This window comes from Planomonospora parontospora (assembly GCA_014647935.1).
GTDB classification, from domain to species: domain Bacteria; phylum Actinomycetota; class Actinomycetes; order Streptosporangiales; family Streptosporangiaceae; genus Planomonospora; species Planomonospora parontospora.
In genome coordinates this window covers 321,588-335,213 of sequence record BMQD01000004.1, presented here as the reverse complement: position 1 = coordinate 335,213, position 13,626 = coordinate 321,588, and the positions used below count along the sequence as shown (strand labels likewise).

Annotated in this window: 17 protein-coding genes; 14 read left to right on the top strand and 3 right to left on the bottom strand. The window is 72.6% G+C overall.

What is annotated here, in order from left to right; all coding sequences use genetic code 11:
* The first annotated feature begins 3 nt into the window (after window positions 1-3).
* From IEZ07_RS09015 to IEZ07_RS08975, 9 genes are all read left to right on the top strand, one after another.
* Window positions 4-882: a biotin--[acetyl-CoA-carboxylase] ligase gene (locus IEZ07_RS09015; RefSeq protein ID WP_191894305.1), complete on the top strand. Its 879-nt coding sequence runs from the start codon at window positions 4-6 to the stop codon at window positions 880-882.
* A 33-nt stretch (window positions 883-915) separates the two neighbouring features.
* Window positions 916-1,437, top strand: coding sequence for a PH domain-containing protein (locus IEZ07_RS09010; protein WP_191894304.1), 522 nt, complete (start codon window positions 916-918; stop codon window positions 1,435-1,437).
* Entirely contained in the window at window positions 1,434-2,414 is a 981-nt protein-coding gene (locus IEZ07_RS09005) for an adenylate/guanylate cyclase domain-containing protein (RefSeq protein ID WP_191894303.1), read from the top strand. Before IEZ07_RS09010 ends, IEZ07_RS09005 begins: the two co-directional genes overlap by 4 nt.
* Before the next feature lie 115 nt (window positions 2,415-2,529).
* Window positions 2,530-3,615, top strand: a complete 1,086-nt coding sequence (locus IEZ07_RS09000; RefSeq protein WP_191894302.1) for an S-(hydroxymethyl)mycothiol dehydrogenase — start codon at window positions 2,530-2,532, stop codon at window positions 3,613-3,615.
* The gene (locus IEZ07_RS08995; protein ID WP_191894301.1) at window positions 3,612-4,223 is read left to right on the top strand and encodes an MBL fold metallo-hydrolase; all 612 of its coding nucleotides are present in this window, start codon (window positions 3,612-3,614) and stop codon (window positions 4,221-4,223) included. The genes IEZ07_RS09000 and IEZ07_RS08995 overlap by 4 nt, the downstream gene beginning before the upstream one ends.
* A gap of 198 nt (window positions 4,224-4,421) precedes the next feature.
* Window positions 4,422-4,601, top strand: coding sequence for a (2Fe-2S)-binding protein (locus IEZ07_RS08990; RefSeq protein WP_084007991.1), 180 nt, complete (start codon window positions 4,422-4,424; stop codon window positions 4,599-4,601).
* Between the two features lie 15 nt (window positions 4,602-4,616).
* Entirely contained in the window at window positions 4,617-5,099 is a 483-nt protein-coding gene (bfr, locus tag IEZ07_RS08985) for a bacterioferritin (RefSeq protein WP_191894300.1), read from the top strand.
* A gap of 259 nt (window positions 5,100-5,358) precedes the next feature.
* On the top strand, window positions 5,359-6,027 hold the full coding sequence (locus IEZ07_RS08980; RefSeq protein WP_012888073.1) for a response regulator transcription factor: 669 nt from the start codon (window positions 5,359-5,361) through the stop codon (window positions 6,025-6,027).
* A 3-nt stretch (window positions 6,028-6,030) separates the two neighbouring features.
* Window positions 6,031-7,308 carry an ATP-binding protein gene (locus IEZ07_RS08975; protein ID WP_068894523.1) on the top strand — a complete coding sequence of 426 codons (1,278 nt, stop codon included), beginning with the start codon at window positions 6,031-6,033 and terminating at the stop codon, window positions 7,306-7,308.
* Window positions 7,309-7,398: 90 nt separating this feature from the next.
* Here IEZ07_RS08975 and IEZ07_RS08970 read toward each other — a convergent pair whose 3' ends face one another.
* Window positions 7,399-7,899 (bottom strand): GtrA family protein, encoded by a 501-nt coding sequence (locus IEZ07_RS08970; protein WP_239319718.1) that lies wholly within the window; start codon window positions 7,897-7,899, stop codon window positions 7,399-7,401.
* Window positions 7,900-8,221: 322 nt separating this feature from the next.
* Here IEZ07_RS08970 and IEZ07_RS08965 point away from each other — a divergent pair, with 322 nt between their 5' ends.
* The 5 genes from IEZ07_RS08965 (at window position 8,222) to IEZ07_RS08945 (ending at window position 11,871) form a co-directional block, all read left to right on the top strand.
* Entirely contained in the window at window positions 8,222-9,214 is a 993-nt protein-coding gene (locus IEZ07_RS08965) for a hypothetical protein (RefSeq protein ID WP_191894298.1), read from the top strand.
* A gap of 189 nt (window positions 9,215-9,403) precedes the next feature.
* Complete coding sequence (locus IEZ07_RS08960) at window positions 9,404-10,561, top strand: 5-(carboxyamino)imidazole ribonucleotide synthase (RefSeq protein ID WP_275413794.1); 1,158 nt, start codon at window positions 9,404-9,406, stop codon at window positions 10,559-10,561.
* Between the two features lie 44 nt (window positions 10,562-10,605).
* Window positions 10,606-11,088: a 5-(carboxyamino)imidazole ribonucleotide mutase gene (gene purE / locus IEZ07_RS08955; RefSeq protein ID WP_068895197.1), complete on the top strand. Its 483-nt coding sequence runs from the start codon at window positions 10,606-10,608 to the stop codon at window positions 11,086-11,088.
* Between the two features lie 148 nt (window positions 11,089-11,236).
* On the top strand, window positions 11,237-11,452 hold the full coding sequence (locus IEZ07_RS08950) for a type II toxin-antitoxin system VapB family antitoxin (protein WP_204054318.1): 216 nt from the start codon (window positions 11,237-11,239) through the stop codon (window positions 11,450-11,452).
* Window positions 11,449-11,871 carry a PIN domain nuclease gene (locus IEZ07_RS08945; RefSeq protein ID WP_191894297.1) on the top strand — a complete coding sequence of 141 codons (423 nt, stop codon included), beginning with the start codon at window positions 11,449-11,451 and terminating at the stop codon, window positions 11,869-11,871. Before IEZ07_RS08950 ends, IEZ07_RS08945 begins: the two co-directional genes overlap by 4 nt.
* A 55-nt stretch (window positions 11,872-11,926) precedes the next feature.
* Here the strand turns inward: IEZ07_RS08945 and IEZ07_RS08940 are convergent, their stop codons facing one another.
* Both IEZ07_RS08940 and IEZ07_RS08935 read right to left on the bottom strand, forming a co-directional pair.
* The gene (locus tag IEZ07_RS08940; RefSeq protein ID WP_191894296.1) at window positions 11,927-12,223 is read right to left on the bottom strand and encodes a YciI family protein; all 297 of its coding nucleotides are present in this window, start codon (window positions 12,221-12,223) and stop codon (window positions 11,927-11,929) included.
* An 82-nt stretch (window positions 12,224-12,305) separates the two neighbouring features.
* Window positions 12,306-13,625 carry a UDP-glucose dehydrogenase family protein gene (locus IEZ07_RS08935; RefSeq protein WP_191894295.1) on the bottom strand — a complete coding sequence of 440 codons (1,320 nt, stop codon included), beginning with the start codon at window positions 13,623-13,625 and terminating at the stop codon, window positions 12,306-12,308.
* Window position 13,626: the final 1 nt, after the last annotated feature.

Sequence of the window (13,626 nt, the reverse complement as noted above, 5' to 3'; positions counted from 1 at the left end):
GAGGTGACAGCGTCCTCGTCGTCCTCGTCGTCCTGGTCGTCCCCGGCGTCCCCGGCGTCTCCGGCGTCCCCCTTCACCGACCTCGACCGCCCGCCCCTCTCCCAGGCGGCGCTCACCCGCGCGCTCGTCCGTCCCGGCGGGCTCTGGTCCGGCATCACCGTCGTCGGCAGGACCGGCTCGACCAACGCCGACCTGGCGCAGGCCGCGCGCGACGGCGCCCGGCAGGGGACCGTGGTCATCGCGGAGTCGCAGGCGGCCGGGCGCGGCAGGCTCGGCAGGGTCTGGTCGGCGCCGCCGCGCGCGGGCCTGACCTTCTCGATGCTGCTGCGGCCCGACCCGTCCCCGGCCCGTCAGGGCTGGCTCCCGCTGCTCGTCGGCCTGGCCGCGGCGTCGGCGGTGCGCCGGGTGGCGGAGGTCGACGTCCGCCTGAAGTGGCCCAACGACCTGCTGGTCGGGGAGCGCAAGCTCGCCGGAGTGCTCGCCGAGCGGGTCGGCGACGCGGTGATCGTCGGCGTCGGGCTCAACGTGAGCCTGCGCGCCGACGAGCTGCCGGTGGAGACGGCCACCTCGCTCGCCCTGGAGAACGCCGTCTGCGCCGACCGGGACCCCCTCGTCCGGGCGGTGCTGCGGGAGGTCGAGACGCACTACCGCGAGTGGTCCGAGGCGGACGGCGACGCCGACGCGTGCGGGTTGCGGGCCGCCTACCTGGGCGTCAGCGCGACGGTCGGCAGGCAGGTCAGGGTGGAGCTGCCGGGGGAGCGGGTGCTCACCGGCCTGGCCGTCGGCGTCGACCGGGCCGGGCACCTGGTCGTGGAGTCGGACGGGCGGGAGCACACGCTCAGCGCGGGCGACGTCGTGCACGTCCGCCCCCGGGAGTCCTGACGCGGAGCCTCAGGTCGTGCCACGATTCGTCCCATGGGTCTCCCCGATCACCACCTGACGGAGGGGGAGCGGCGCATCCGGTCGTTCCGCCCGCACTGGAAGTGCCTGGCCGTCCCGTTCCTGGCGCTGCTCCTCATCGCCGCCGCCTCCGGCGCCGCGATGTACTTCATGCCCGCCTTCGAGTACGAGGGGTACGCCCGGGCGGCCGTGGCCGTCGTCTCCGTCGGCCTGCTCACCGTGTGGACGTTCGTGCCGTACCTGCAGTGGCGGAACACCTCGTATGTGCTCACCTCGCACCGGTTCACGATCAGCACGGGCGTGCTGAGCAAGTCGCACGACGACATCCCGATGAGCAAGGTCAACACGGTCAGCGCGGACCAGACCCTCGGGGAGCGGCTCTTCGGCTGCGGCACCCTCAACGTCGAGTCGGCGGGCGAGCAGGGCCGCATCACGCTCCGCGACATCCCGCGCATCCAGGAGGTGCGGGCCGAGCTGTTCCAGGCGCTGGACGACGCCGCCGACGGCGAGCCGGACGACGAGGTGCGGCGGAGGTGACGGGCCGTCCGACGGCCGAGCAGATCGAGCGTCTGTTCGTCGGCCCGCCGCCCCGTTACACCAGGATCCAGGTCGCCGAGATCTCCGGGATCCCCCAGGCGTTCACCGAGCGGATCTGGCGAGCGCTGGGGTTCGCCACGCTCCCCGACGACGAGGTGGCCTTCACCGACGCCGACGTGGCCGTCCTCACGCGGGTCCGGGCGATGATGGAGAGCGGCCTGCTGGACGAGACCACGGTCATCCGGATGACCCGGGCGCTCGGCCAGACCACCGCCAGGCTCGCGCAGTGGCAGGCCGAGATCGTGATCGGCGCGATGCTCGACCCGGACCGGCCGCCCGCCGACGCCGACCTGGCGGCGGTGATGGAGCTCGCGCGGGAGCTGCTGCCCGACTTCGAGCGGGTGCTGGTCCACGTCTGGCGCGCCCAGCTCGCCGCCGCGGGCACCCGGCTGCTCGCCATCGCCGACCTGGCCGAGGAGCCGGCCCCGCCCACCCGGCTGACGCTCGCCGTGGGCTTCGCCGACCTGGTCTCCTTCACCCGGGTCTCCCGCGAGCTGGACGAGTACGGCCTCGCCGAGCTGGTCGAGGGCTTCGAGTCCCGGGCCGCCGACGTGGTGGCCGCGCACGGCGGGCGGCTGGTCAAGACCATCGGCGACGAGGTGCTGTTCACCGCGGCCGAGCCCGCCACGGCCGCCGAGATCGCGCTGGAGCTCGGCGAGGCGGTCCGGCGGGAGGGACCCGACGTCCGGGTGGGGCTGGCCTACGGGCCGGTGCTGCCCATGATGGGCGACGTCTTCGGGACGACGGTCAACCTGGCCGCCCGGCTGACGGCCATCGCCCGCCCCGGCTCGGTCGTCGTCGACGAGGCCCTGGCCGGAGCGGTCGAGGGGACCGCCGGGATCGAGGTGCGCCGCATCCGGCGCAGGCCCGCCCGGGGGCTGGGCGTCGTGCAGCCGTACGTCCTGCGGCGGCCCTGAGGAGCGTCCGGGAGCCGGGTGCGCGGGGCCGGGTCTGATAGGGATTGACTCGGGGCAGGCCATGAAAAAGGCTGTCGCCGGTAGCCGGGATCAAGACTCGAAGGGCAAGGTGCGTATGCCGTACACCGTGCAGGGCGTGGTCGCACGCGGCAAGGGGCAGGAGGTCTCGCTGGAGACGGTCACGGTGCCCGATCCCGGGCCCGGTGAGGCGGTGGTGAACGTGCAGGCCTGCGGGGTCTGCCACACCGACCTGCACTACCGGGAGGGCGGGATCAACGACGAGTTCCCGTTCCTGCTCGGCCACGAGGCCGCCGGGACGGTCGAGGCGGTCGGCGCGGGGGTGACCGGCCTGGAGCCCGGCGACCACGTGATCCTCAACTGGCGGGCGGTCTGCGGCCAGTGCCGGGCGTGCCTGCGCGGCCGGCCGTGGTACTGCTTCGCCACCCACAACGCCACCCAGAAGATGACGCTGGCCGACGGCACCGAGCTGAGCCCGGCCCTGGGCATCGGCGCGTTCGCGGAGAAGACGCTGGTGGCGGCCGGGCAGTGCACCAAGGTGGATCCGGCGGCGGCTCCGGCGGTGGCGGGCCTGCTCGGCTGCGGGGTGATGGCGGGCATCGGCGCGGCGATCAACACCGGGGGCGTGAGCCGGGGCGACAGCGTGGCGGTGATCGGCTGCGGCGGCGTGGGGAGCGCGGCCGTGCTGGGCGCCTCCCTGGCCGGTGCGGCGAGGATCATCGCGGTGGACGTCGACGACCGCAAACTGGAGTGGGCCAAGGGCTTCGGCGCGACCCACACGGTGAACTCCCGCGAGACCGACGCGGTGGAGGCGGTCCGGGAGCTGACCGGCGGCTTCGGCGCGGACGTGGTCATCGAGGCGGTCGGCCGGCCGGAGACCTACAAACAGGCGTTCTACGCCCGCGACCTGGCCGGGACGGTGGTCCTGGTCGGGGTGCCGACCCCGGAGATGACGCTGGAGCTGCCGCTGCTGGACGTCTTCGGCCGCGGCGGCGCGCTGAAGTCGTCCTGGTACGGCGACTGCCTGCCCAGCCGTGACTTCCCCATGCTGATCGACCTGTACCTGCAGGGGCGGCTGAACCTGGACGGGTTCGTCACCGAGACGGTCGGGCTCGGCGACGTCGAGGCCGCGTTCGCCAAGATGCACCGCGGCGAGGTCCTGCGCTCGGTGGTGGTCCTGTGATCGACAGGGTCGTCACCTCCGGGACGTTCTCGCTCGACGGCGGGACCTGGGACGTCGACAACAACGTCTGGCTGGTCGGCTCCGCCGAGGAGGTCGTCGTGATCGACGCCGCCCACGACGCCGGCGCCATCGCCGAGCGGATCGGCGGCCGGTCGGTGACGGCGATCGTGTGCACCCACGCGCACAACGACCACGTCAACGCCGCCGTCGAGCTCGCCGCCCGGGTGGACGCGCCGATCCTGCTGCACCCGGCCGATCAGGTGCTGTGGGAGATGGTCCATCCCGGCGCGCCGTACACGCCGCTGCACGACGGCCAGGTGCTGACGGCGGGCGGGGTGGAGCTGACCGTGCTGCACACGCCGGGTCACGCGCCGGGCGCGGTGTGCCTGCACGCGCCGGACGTGGGCGCGGTCTTCACCGGCGACACCCTGTTCCAGGGCGGTCCCGGCGCGACCGGGCGGTCCTTCTCCTCGTTCGAGACGATCATCGACTCGATCCGCGACCGGCTGCTGACGCTGCCGGGGCGCACGGTCGTGCACACCGGGCACGGCGACTCCACCACGATCGGCGCGGAGGCCCCGCACCTGGAGGAGTGGCTGAAGCGCTGACGGCGGCCGCGGGCTGCTGGACCCTCGCGAAAAGGTACGGAGTGCTCCTGGAAGGCGTGGAACGGATGATCCACGCCTTCTTGGCATGAAGAGGTACGAAAATATGTCGGCCGTCAGGTAGGCAAGCCTAACCAAAGTGAGTTACCTTAGGCATGCCTTACCTATGCGACCGTCTTCCCGAGAGGTGCCTCGCCCGCCATGTACGTATGCGTCTGCCGTGCGGTCACGGAGAACGAGGTGCACGACTGCATCGCCGCCGGCGCCAGGAGCGCCAGGCAGATCCGCGACACCACGGGCGCGGGAGGGGACTGCGCTTCTTGCGTCCGGAGGATCTGTGCGATCCTGAAACGGTCTGAAGACCTGATGCCGACCGCATAGCACGAGGAGCCCGCCATGCAGGGCGACAAGCAGATAATCGAACTTCTCAACGAGCAGCTCACGGCCGAGCTGACCGCCATCAACCAGTACTTCCTGCACGCCAAGATGCAGGAGAACTGGGGATACACCAAGCTCGCGAAGTACACCCGCGAAGAGTCCATCGACGAGATGCGCCACGCGGAGAAGCTGACCGACCGCATCCTCTTCCTCGAAGGCCTGCCCAACTACCAGCGGCTGGGCACGCTGCACATCGGCCAGACCGTCGCCGAGCAGCTCCGCGCCGACCTCGACATCGAGCTCTCGGTCGTCCAGCGGCTCAAGCCGGGGATCGCCCTGATGCGGGAGAAGGGCGACATCACCTCCGCCCGCCTCTTCGAGGAGATCCTCCAGGACGAGGAGCACCACATCGACTACCTGGAGACCGAGCTGTCGCTGATCGACAGCCTCGGCGAGCAGCTCTACCTGGCCCGCTACGCGGAGCCGCCGTCGGCCTCCTGAGGCGAATCGCCGGAACACGCCCGTCAAGTTCACTCAGGTCGGGCGTGTTCTGTTTTGTCCCCGAGCCCGCGGGGTCCTCCCGGGGCGCATCCCCCTCCGGCGGCCCCCCGGGCGGGGCCGTACTCCCCTGTCGTGCCGCGCTGCCGGAGGTCTGTCCGGGATTTATCAGTGTTTGCCCAGGTCAATAGATAGGTCAACGGCGAGTCAAACCGCGCGCTGTGCCCGGGAAACGATCGCTTAAGGTCCTACGATCCTCAACATGACCTGCGTACTTCTCGCCGAGGATGACACCTCGATCTCCGAGCCACTGGCGCGTGCGCTGCGCCGCGAGGGCTATCAGGTGGAGGTGAGCCCCGACGGCCCGCAGGCCCTGGAGCGAGCTCTATCGGGTGGCATCGACCTGATCGTTCTTGACCTCGGCCTGCCCGAGATGGACGGCCTCGAAGTGGCCCGGCGCATTCGCGCCGAAGGGCACGGCACGCCCGTGCTCATCCTCACCGCCCGCGTGGACGAGGTGGACACGGTGGTGGGCCTCGATGCCGGGGCCGACGACTACGTCACCAAACCGTTCCGCCTCGCCGAACTGCTGGCCAGGGTCCGCGCCCTGCTGCGGCGCGGCACCTCCGAGACGCCCGTGGTCCAGGGCGTGCGCATCGACGCCGACTCCCGCCGCGCGTGGATGGGCGACAAGGAGCTGCACCTGACGACCAAGGAGTTCGACCTCCTGCGGGTGCTGGTCCGCGACGCCGGCAAGGTGGTCACCCGCGAGCAGATCATGCGCGAGGTGTGGGACACCAACTGGTGGGGCTCCACCAAGACCCTGGACATGCACATCTCCTGGCTGCGCCGCAAGCTCGGCGACGACGCGGCCAAGCCGCGCTACATCACGACGGTTCGAGGGGTCGGCTTCCGGTTCGAACGCGAGTAGGGAATGCGCCGCCGCCTGCTCTCCTCGACCCTGCTCGTCGCGGTCATCGCGGTGCTCCTGCTCGGTATCCCCCTGGGGGTGGCGGTCAACCGCCTGATCCAGGAGGAGGCCATCCAGGAGCTGTCGGGGGAGGCGAAGAGCCTGCTCAACGAGGTGGAGTACGCCCGGATCCAGGAGCAGCCCATCACCCGGGAGCAGCTGGGGAGGAAGTATCCCGAGCGCTACGTGCAGATCTACGCCCGGGGGACCCCTCCTCAGGTGACCACGGTGGGCGCGGAGCCTCCCGAGGACCGCAAGATGAGTGCGGACGCCCAGTCGGAGAGCGGGGTCTACGTCTCGGTCAGCCGGGACAAGACCCAGGTCGAGCAGCAGGTCCGCGCCTGGCTCCTGCTCATCCTGGCGCTCGCGGCGGCCGCCATGGCGGTGGCGGTGGGGCTGGCGGTGGTCCAGTCGCGCCGCCTGACGCTCCCGCTCCGCGATCTGGCCATGATCGCCGAGCGGCTCGGCTCCGGTGAGGCCCGGCCGAGCAAGCACCGCTACGGCATCCAGGAGCTCGACCGGGTGGCCGAGGTACTGGACCGCAGCGCGACCCGCATCGCCGACCTGCTGGCCAGGGAGCGGGAGTTCGCGACCGACGCCTCCCACCAGCTCCGGACGCCGCTCACCGGCCTGACGATGCGGCTGGAGGAGATCGTGGCGGCCGCGGACGACCCCAGCGTCGTCAAGGAGGAGGGCGAGGCGGCGATCGTGCAGGCCGAGCGGCTCACCGCGGTCATCGACGAGCTGCTCGCCGCCGCCCGGCGGCAGCGCCACGCCCAGACCGCGGTGGTCGACCTCGACGCCCTGCTGGACCAGCAGTTCATCGAGTGGGGTCCGGCCTTCCGCCGGGACGGCCGCAAGCTGGTGCTGTCCGGCACGCGCGGCCTGCGGGCCCTGGGCACCGGCGGCGGCATCAGCCAGGTGGTCTCCACGCTGCTGGAGAACTCCCTGCGGCACGGCGGCGGTCCGGTGACGGTGACCACCAGCAACACCGGCAAGTCCATCGTGATCGAGGTCGCGGACGAGGGGCCCGGCATCACCGACGACCTCGCGCCCCGCGTCTTCGAGCGGAACATGAGCGGCGCCGGGGGCACCGGCCTGGGGCTGACCCTGGCCCGGGCGCTGGCCGCCGCCGACGGCGGCCGCCTGGAGCTGGTACGGCCCCGCCCGGCGGCCTTCGCGATCTTCCTGCGCCCGGTCGGCGACCCCGGAAGGAACCGGGTGGTCAGCGGGCCGGCGTGAGCCGGCGGGGCGGGCGGACCACGCGGACCCGGCGCCGGATCCTGCGGAGCCGGGGCGGCCTGCGGCTCCGGCGGGGGCGCGGGCCCCGGATCAGCGGGTCTCGCGGGTCCGGGCGCCGTCGGTCTCGGGCAGCTCGCGCGGGGTGTCGAGGTCCTCGGTGGCGGCCAGGAAGACCCACTTCTTGTAGGAGAAGAAGCGGAACAGCGTGCCCAGGCCGATGCCGAAGAGGTTGGCGACGTTGATGCTGAGCGGGTCGGCCAGTTCCAGGGTGTAGCGGGTGAATCCGACGACGAGCAGGCCGATCAGCAGTGCGACGCCGTTGAGCAGGAAGAACAGGAAGTACTCGCGGGTCAGCCCGCTCTGCTCCCGGTGCCGGTAGGTCCAGTAGCGGTTGCCGAAGTAGGCGAAGGTGGTGGCGACCGCGGTGGCGACGACCTTGGAGGTCAGCGGCCCCCACCAGCCCAGGACGTAGTGGAGCAGGTTGAAGCCGCCGACGTCGATGACGAAGGCGAAGGCACCCACGGTCCCGAACTTCGCGAGCTCGTGCAACAGATCGGCGAACCGCTCGTAGGCGTGTCGAAGAAACCGCACGTTCTCTGCACGATCCTTTCTCAGGTCGGCTGCGGATCCGCCACACGGCGAGACCTCGGGCGCTTCCCTCAGGCTACCGGGAGCCCTCGGGGGCCCGCCCGGCGGTCGGCCGGACGGACATCCCATTACCCAAAGAACGTTTCCGCAAATGTCATGTAAAATCGGATAAATCCGTAAGGCTGAGGCTACGCTGATCCCGTCGATCGCGGGGAGCCCCCGGGGGAGGTCCGCTCTCCGTGATCACCGTGTACGGCCCGCCGTACACGGCATGGCTCATCGGACCACCGGGCCGCCGGCCCTCTCGGACTCCCCAGGACCTCCCGTGCCTCGCCGACTGCTCGCCCTGATCCTCGGGCTGTCCCTGCTGACCGGCTGCGGTGCGCGGAGCGACGGGCGGACCCCGGCCTACCGGGACTCCGGGAGCGGACCGTCGGCCGAGGCGTCCGCGGGCGCGGTCGGCGCCGCCGAGGCGGCCCAGGCGTTCGAGCTGCTCCAGGGGCTCGGTGACGCCTGGCGGGACCGGGACTGCGCGGCGGTCGGGAGGCTGACCGCCTGGGCGGAGAAGACGCTGGGCGGCCGTGCCTGCGAGGCGACCCGGAACGGCCGCCCGGCCCCCGCCTCCGCCGGGACCGTGGGGAAGTACGCCGGACCGGAGTTCCTGCTGCCGGCCTCCGGAGGCGAGGACCGCTGGTTCGTCGCCCTGGCCCGCGAACCGGACCCCGCCTACTTCCTGTTCGTCGACGAGGGCGACGGCTGGCGGCTCGGCGCGGGGCCCATCCCGGCCACCGGGGACACCGCCTCCGAGGCCGCCTCCGACACCGTCCCCGAGGCCGCCGGTTCCCCCGGGTCCACCGCCGTCGCCTCCGGCACCGGGGTCAGGGCCCGCCTGGTGCCGCAGCGCTACCTGACCTACCTCACCGACCCGGCGGGGGTGAGCGGGGTGACCTTCCCCAAGAGGGACGCCGCCGCCGTCCTGCGTGCGGACCTCGGGGCGCGCCGGACGGAGGCCGCCCCCGACCGGCTCACCACCGACGTCCGGCTGGTCGTCGGCCCGCGCCGGGTGCTCCCGCTGAGCGAGGGCGCGCTGGTGGTCCACGCGCTGGAGATCGAGTACCGGCAGCGGCCCCGGCCCGGCCGCTCCTCGCTCTCCCGGCCGGTTCACGGCGGCGCGGAACTGCGGGCCTTCACCGGCAGGTCCAGGGCCGCCGAACTGACCGGCACCGAGATCGTCCTCCTCGTCACCGAGGTCGGGGACGACGGCGAGGTCTCGACCGTCGCCTCCCGGCGCGCGCTGGCCGACCTGACCGCGAAGTGACGGGCCCGGCCCGGGCGCCCGGCCCGACCACGGAAGCGGCGGGACCAGGTGGAGCCGTACCGGGGCCCGCCCGCCCGGACCCTTTCCGCACCGCACACCCCGGACCGGCGGCATCGGTGCCGGGGTGCCGCCCGCGTGGGCCCTTGCCCGTGCCCGGCGGCGTACCGGGGGCCGGTAAGCTCGGCGGACGTGAGCAGCCCTTCCTTGAGCGGTCCCGGCGGGCCCGTCGTCGGCATGATCGGAGCGGGCCAGCTGGCCCGGATGACCCAGCAGGCGGCCATCGCCCTGGGCGTGGAGCTCCGGGTGCTGGCCGGGTCCCGGGACGAGAGCGCGGCCCGGGTGGTCGCCGACGTGCGCCTCGGCGACCACCGCGACCTGTCCGACCTGCGCGACTTCGCCAAGGGGTGCGACGCGGTCACCTTCGACCACGAGCACGTGCCCACCGAGCACATCGGTGCGCTGCTGGCGGACGGCTTCGCCGTGCACCCCGGCGCGGAGGCGCTCGTGCACGCCCAGGACAAGGCCGTCATGCGCGAGCGGCTGACCGCGATCGGCGCCCCGTGCCCGGCCTGGCGGCGCGTCGCCACCGCCGCCGACGTGGAGGGATTCGCCGCCGACCACGGCTGGCCCGTGGTGCTCAAGGCCGTGCGCGGCGGCTACGACGGCCGCGGCGTCTGGATCTGCCGGTCGGCCGCCGATGCCGCGGAGGTCCTGGCGAGCGGGGTGCCGCTGCTGGCCGAGGCGTTCGTGCCGTTCGAGCGGGAGCTGGCCGTGCTGGTCGCGCGCTCCCCGCACGGGCAGGGCGTCAGTTATCCGGTGGTGGAGACCGTGCAGCGCGACGGCATCTGCGTGGAGGTGCTCGCGCCCGCGCCCGGCCTCGACCCGGAGGCGGCCGCGGCCGCCCAGCGGATCGCCCTGGGGATCGCCAAGGACCTCGGCGTCACCGGGCTGCTGGCCGTGGAGATGTTCGCCACCGCCTCCGGGCTCGTGGTCAACGAGCTGGCCATGCGCCCGCACAACAGCGGTCACTGGACCATCGAGGGGGCCCGCACCTCCCAGTTCGAGCAGCACCTGCGCGCCGTGCTCGACCTCCCGCTCGGCTCGCCCGCGCCGACCGCGCCGGTCGTGGTGATGGCCAACCTGCTGGGCGGCGAGGACCCGGACGTCTTCTCCCGCTACGAGCACGTCATGGCCCACGACCCCGGGATCAAGGTCCACTTCTACGGCAAGGAGGTACGGCCCGGCCGCAAGATCGGGCACGTCACCGCCCTCGGCACCGACCTCGACGAGGTCCGCGCCCGCGCCCGGCACGCCGCCGTCTACCTCTGCGAAGGGACCTACACGTGAGCACCGCACAGGACGGCGCGGCCGTTCCGACCGTCGGCGTCGTGATGGGCAGCGACTCCGACTGGCCGGTGATGCGGCTCGCCGCCGAGGCGCTCGCGGAGTTCGGGGTGGCGTTCGAGGCAGACGTGGTCTCCGCGCACCGCATGCCCGACGAGATGATCGCCTACGGCGCCCGGGCGGCGGAGCGCGGCCTGAAAGTGATCATCGCCGGGGCCGGGGGAGCCGCCCACCTGCCCGGCATGCTCGCCTCGGTGACCCCGCTCCCGGTGATCGGCGTCCCCGTCCCGCTGAAGTACCTCGACGGCATGGACTCCCTGCTCTCGATCGTCCAGATGCCCGCGGGCGTCCCGGTCGCCACCGTGGCCGTCGGCGGCGCGCGCAACGCGGGGCTGCTGGCCGTACGGATCCTCGCGGCGGCGGACGCGGAGCTGCGCGCGAAGATGGAGCGCTTCCAGGGGGAGCTGCGGGACCAGGCCCACGCCAAGGGCGCCCGGCTCCGCGAGGAGGCCGCCCGGCTCGGCGGCTGACCGCGGGGCGGCCTCGCCGGTCGGGAGGGGCCTCACCCGAGGGATCCGGCATGCTCGGACGCCGCGAGGAGTGTTCTGGGGAAGAGCGGGCCACTTAGGCATATGCCGATGTACCTTGGATGCATTCCAATATGCCTGGAGGGCTGTCGTGAGCCGAACGATGATCGACCTGGATGACGAGCTGGTGGCCGAGGTCGCGAAGGCTCTGGGGACCAGCACGAAGAAGGAGACGGTCAACAGCGCCCTGCGCGAGGTGCTGGAGAACCGGCGGCGCGCGCTGGCACTGGCACGGCTGCGTAGCGCCGCGGCCGAGGGCGGCTTCGATCTGGAACTCTTCGAAGAGAAGGGGAACTACCGGCGGTGAGTCCCGCGCAGTTCCTCATCGACACCAGCGCGCTGGCCGGGCTCATGCGGAAGGAAGCCGAGAGCTACGGCTGGGACCAGGCGGTCGCGGCAGGGCTGGTCGCCGTGTGTCCGATCACCGAGCTCGAGTTCTTCTACAGCGCACGATCACAGGCGGACCGCGAGCGCGGGATCGAGGACATGCGGCAGTTGTTCGGCCGGGTGCCCGTCGACGATCGTGCCTACGACCGCGCGTGGCAGGTCCAGGGCATGCTCACGACGCAGGGGTGGCATCGCAGTGCCGGACCGGTCGATCTGGTGGTGGCGGCGACGGCCGAGCTGCGCGGCCTCACCCTGCTGCACCGCGATCACGACTTCGACCGCATCGCGGCGGTCACCGGCCAGGCGCTCCAGTGGTACGGGCCCGGGGCGGGGAAGTAGGACGCCTCCTGTTTCCCCGCCGCGGCATACCCGGTGAGCTCTCGTCCGGGCGCCGTCAGGCGGGCGGCTCGCGGTACGGCTCGAGGGCGGGGGCGGTCCTGGTGGCGACGAACTCGGTGACGCGGTAGGCGCACATCCGGGCCGTGACGAACGGGTCCGACGCGACCAGCGCCTCCGCCCCGGCCCGGTCGAGGCCCGTGGCGAGGATGATCCCGCCGTCCCGCGGCACCTTGCGGCCCGAGGCCAGGAAGAACCCGGCGGCGTACTGCCGGTCCAGCCAGGCGACGTGCGCCTCGAGCAGGGCGTCGGCCTCCTCGGCGGGGACGAGGTAGGTCAGTTCCAGGACGAACACGCGGGGTCCTCCCTCGTGGGGGCCGAGGGGCGAGAGGTCGGGGTGCGGGCCGGGGCGGCCCGAGGGGCGTAACGGGCCGGGGTCAGGGGCGGCCGAGGGCGCGGTAGTGCCAGCCGGCGGCGCGCCAGGTCTCGGCGTCCAGGGCGTTGCGGCCGTCCACCATCTTCCGGGAGGCGACGACGGAGCCCAGCTCCTCGGGGTCGAGGTCGACGAACTCCTGCCACTCGGTCAGCAGCAGCACGACGTGGGCGCCGCGCGCGGCCTCCAGGGCGGAGGCGCCGTAGTTCAGCTCGGGGTGGGCGCGGCGGGCGTTCTCCTGCGCGACGGGGTCGTAGACGGTGACCTTGCCGCCCTGCTCGGCGATCTTCACGGCGACGTCCAGGGCGGGGGAGTCGCGGATGTCGTCGGAGTTGGGCTTGAACGCCGCGCCCAGCACGGCCATCGTGCAGCCGCGGAAGGAGCCCCCGGACAGCTCGCGGGCCAGGTCGACCATGCGGGCCCGGCGGCGCATGTTGATCGCGTCCACCTCGCGCAGGAAGGTCAGCGCCTGGTCGGCGCCCAGCTCCCCGGCGCGCGCCATGAAGGCGCGGATGTCCTTGGGCAGGCAGCCGCCGCCGAAGCCCAGGCCCGGGTTGAGGAACCGGCCGCCGATGCGCTCGTCGTAGGAGAGCGCCAGCGACAGCTGCTTGACGTCGGCGTGCGCGGCCTCGCAGACCTCGGCCATGGCGTTGATGAAGGAGATCTTGGTGGCCAGGAAGGCGTTGGCGGCGACCTTGACCAGCTCCGCGGTCGGGTAGTCGGTGATCACCAGCGGGGTCCCGTGCTCGAGCATGGAGGCGTAGACCTCGCGCATGATCTTCTCGGGCTTCTCCGAGTGCACGCCGAGCACGATGCGGTCCGGGTGCAGGGTGTCCTTCACGGCGAAGCCCTCGCGCAGGAACTCCGGGTTCCAGGCCAGCTCGGCCGCCTCGCCGGCGGGGGCGAGCCGGGCCAGCTTGTCGGACAGGCGCTGGGCGGTGCCGACCGGCACCGTGGACTTGCCCACGACCAGGCAGTCGCGCCTCAGGTGCGGGGCGAGCGATTCGATCACGGCGTCGAGGTAGGAGACGTCCGCGGCGTACTCGCCCTTCTTCTGCGGGGTGCCGACGCACACGAAGTGCACGTCGCCGAAGTCCGCGGCCTCCTCGTAGGAGGAGGTGAAGCGGAGCCGTCCGTTGGCCAGGTTGCGGCGGAGGATGTCCTCCAGTCCCGGCTCGTGGATGGGCAGGTTCCCCGCCTGGAGGCTGGCGACCTTGGCGGCGTCGACGTCCAGGCCGAGCACCTCGAAGCCGAGCTCGGCCATGCACGCCGCGTGCGTGGCACCCAGGTATCCGGTCCCCAGCACGGTCAGGCGATAGGCCACG

Excerpts from the sequence above, each read along its gene's own strand:
- IEZ07_RS09010 (WP_191894304.1), top strand. The coding sequence starts at position 916 with ATGGGTCTCCCCGATCACCACCTGACGGAGGGGGAGCGGCGCATCCGG.
- IEZ07_RS09000 (WP_191894302.1), top strand. The coding sequence starts at position 2,530 with ATGCCGTACACCGTGCAGGGCGTGGTCGCACGCGGCAAGGGGCAGGAG.
- IEZ07_RS08990 (WP_084007991.1), top strand. The coding sequence starts at position 4,422 with ATGTACGTATGCGTCTGCCGTGCGGTCACGGAGAACGAGGTGCACGAC.
- bfr (WP_191894300.1), top strand. The coding sequence starts at position 4,617 with ATGCAGGGCGACAAGCAGATAATCGAACTTCTCAACGAGCAGCTCACG.
- IEZ07_RS08980 (WP_012888073.1), top strand. The coding sequence starts at position 5,359 with ATGACCTGCGTACTTCTCGCCGAGGATGACACCTCGATCTCCGAGCCA.
- IEZ07_RS08975 (WP_068894523.1), top strand. The coding sequence starts at position 6,031 with ATGCGCCGCCGCCTGCTCTCCTCGACCCTGCTCGTCGCGGTCATCGCG.
- purE (WP_068895197.1), top strand. The coding sequence starts at position 10,606 with ATGGGCAGCGACTCCGACTGGCCGGTGATGCGGCTCGCCGCCGAGGCG.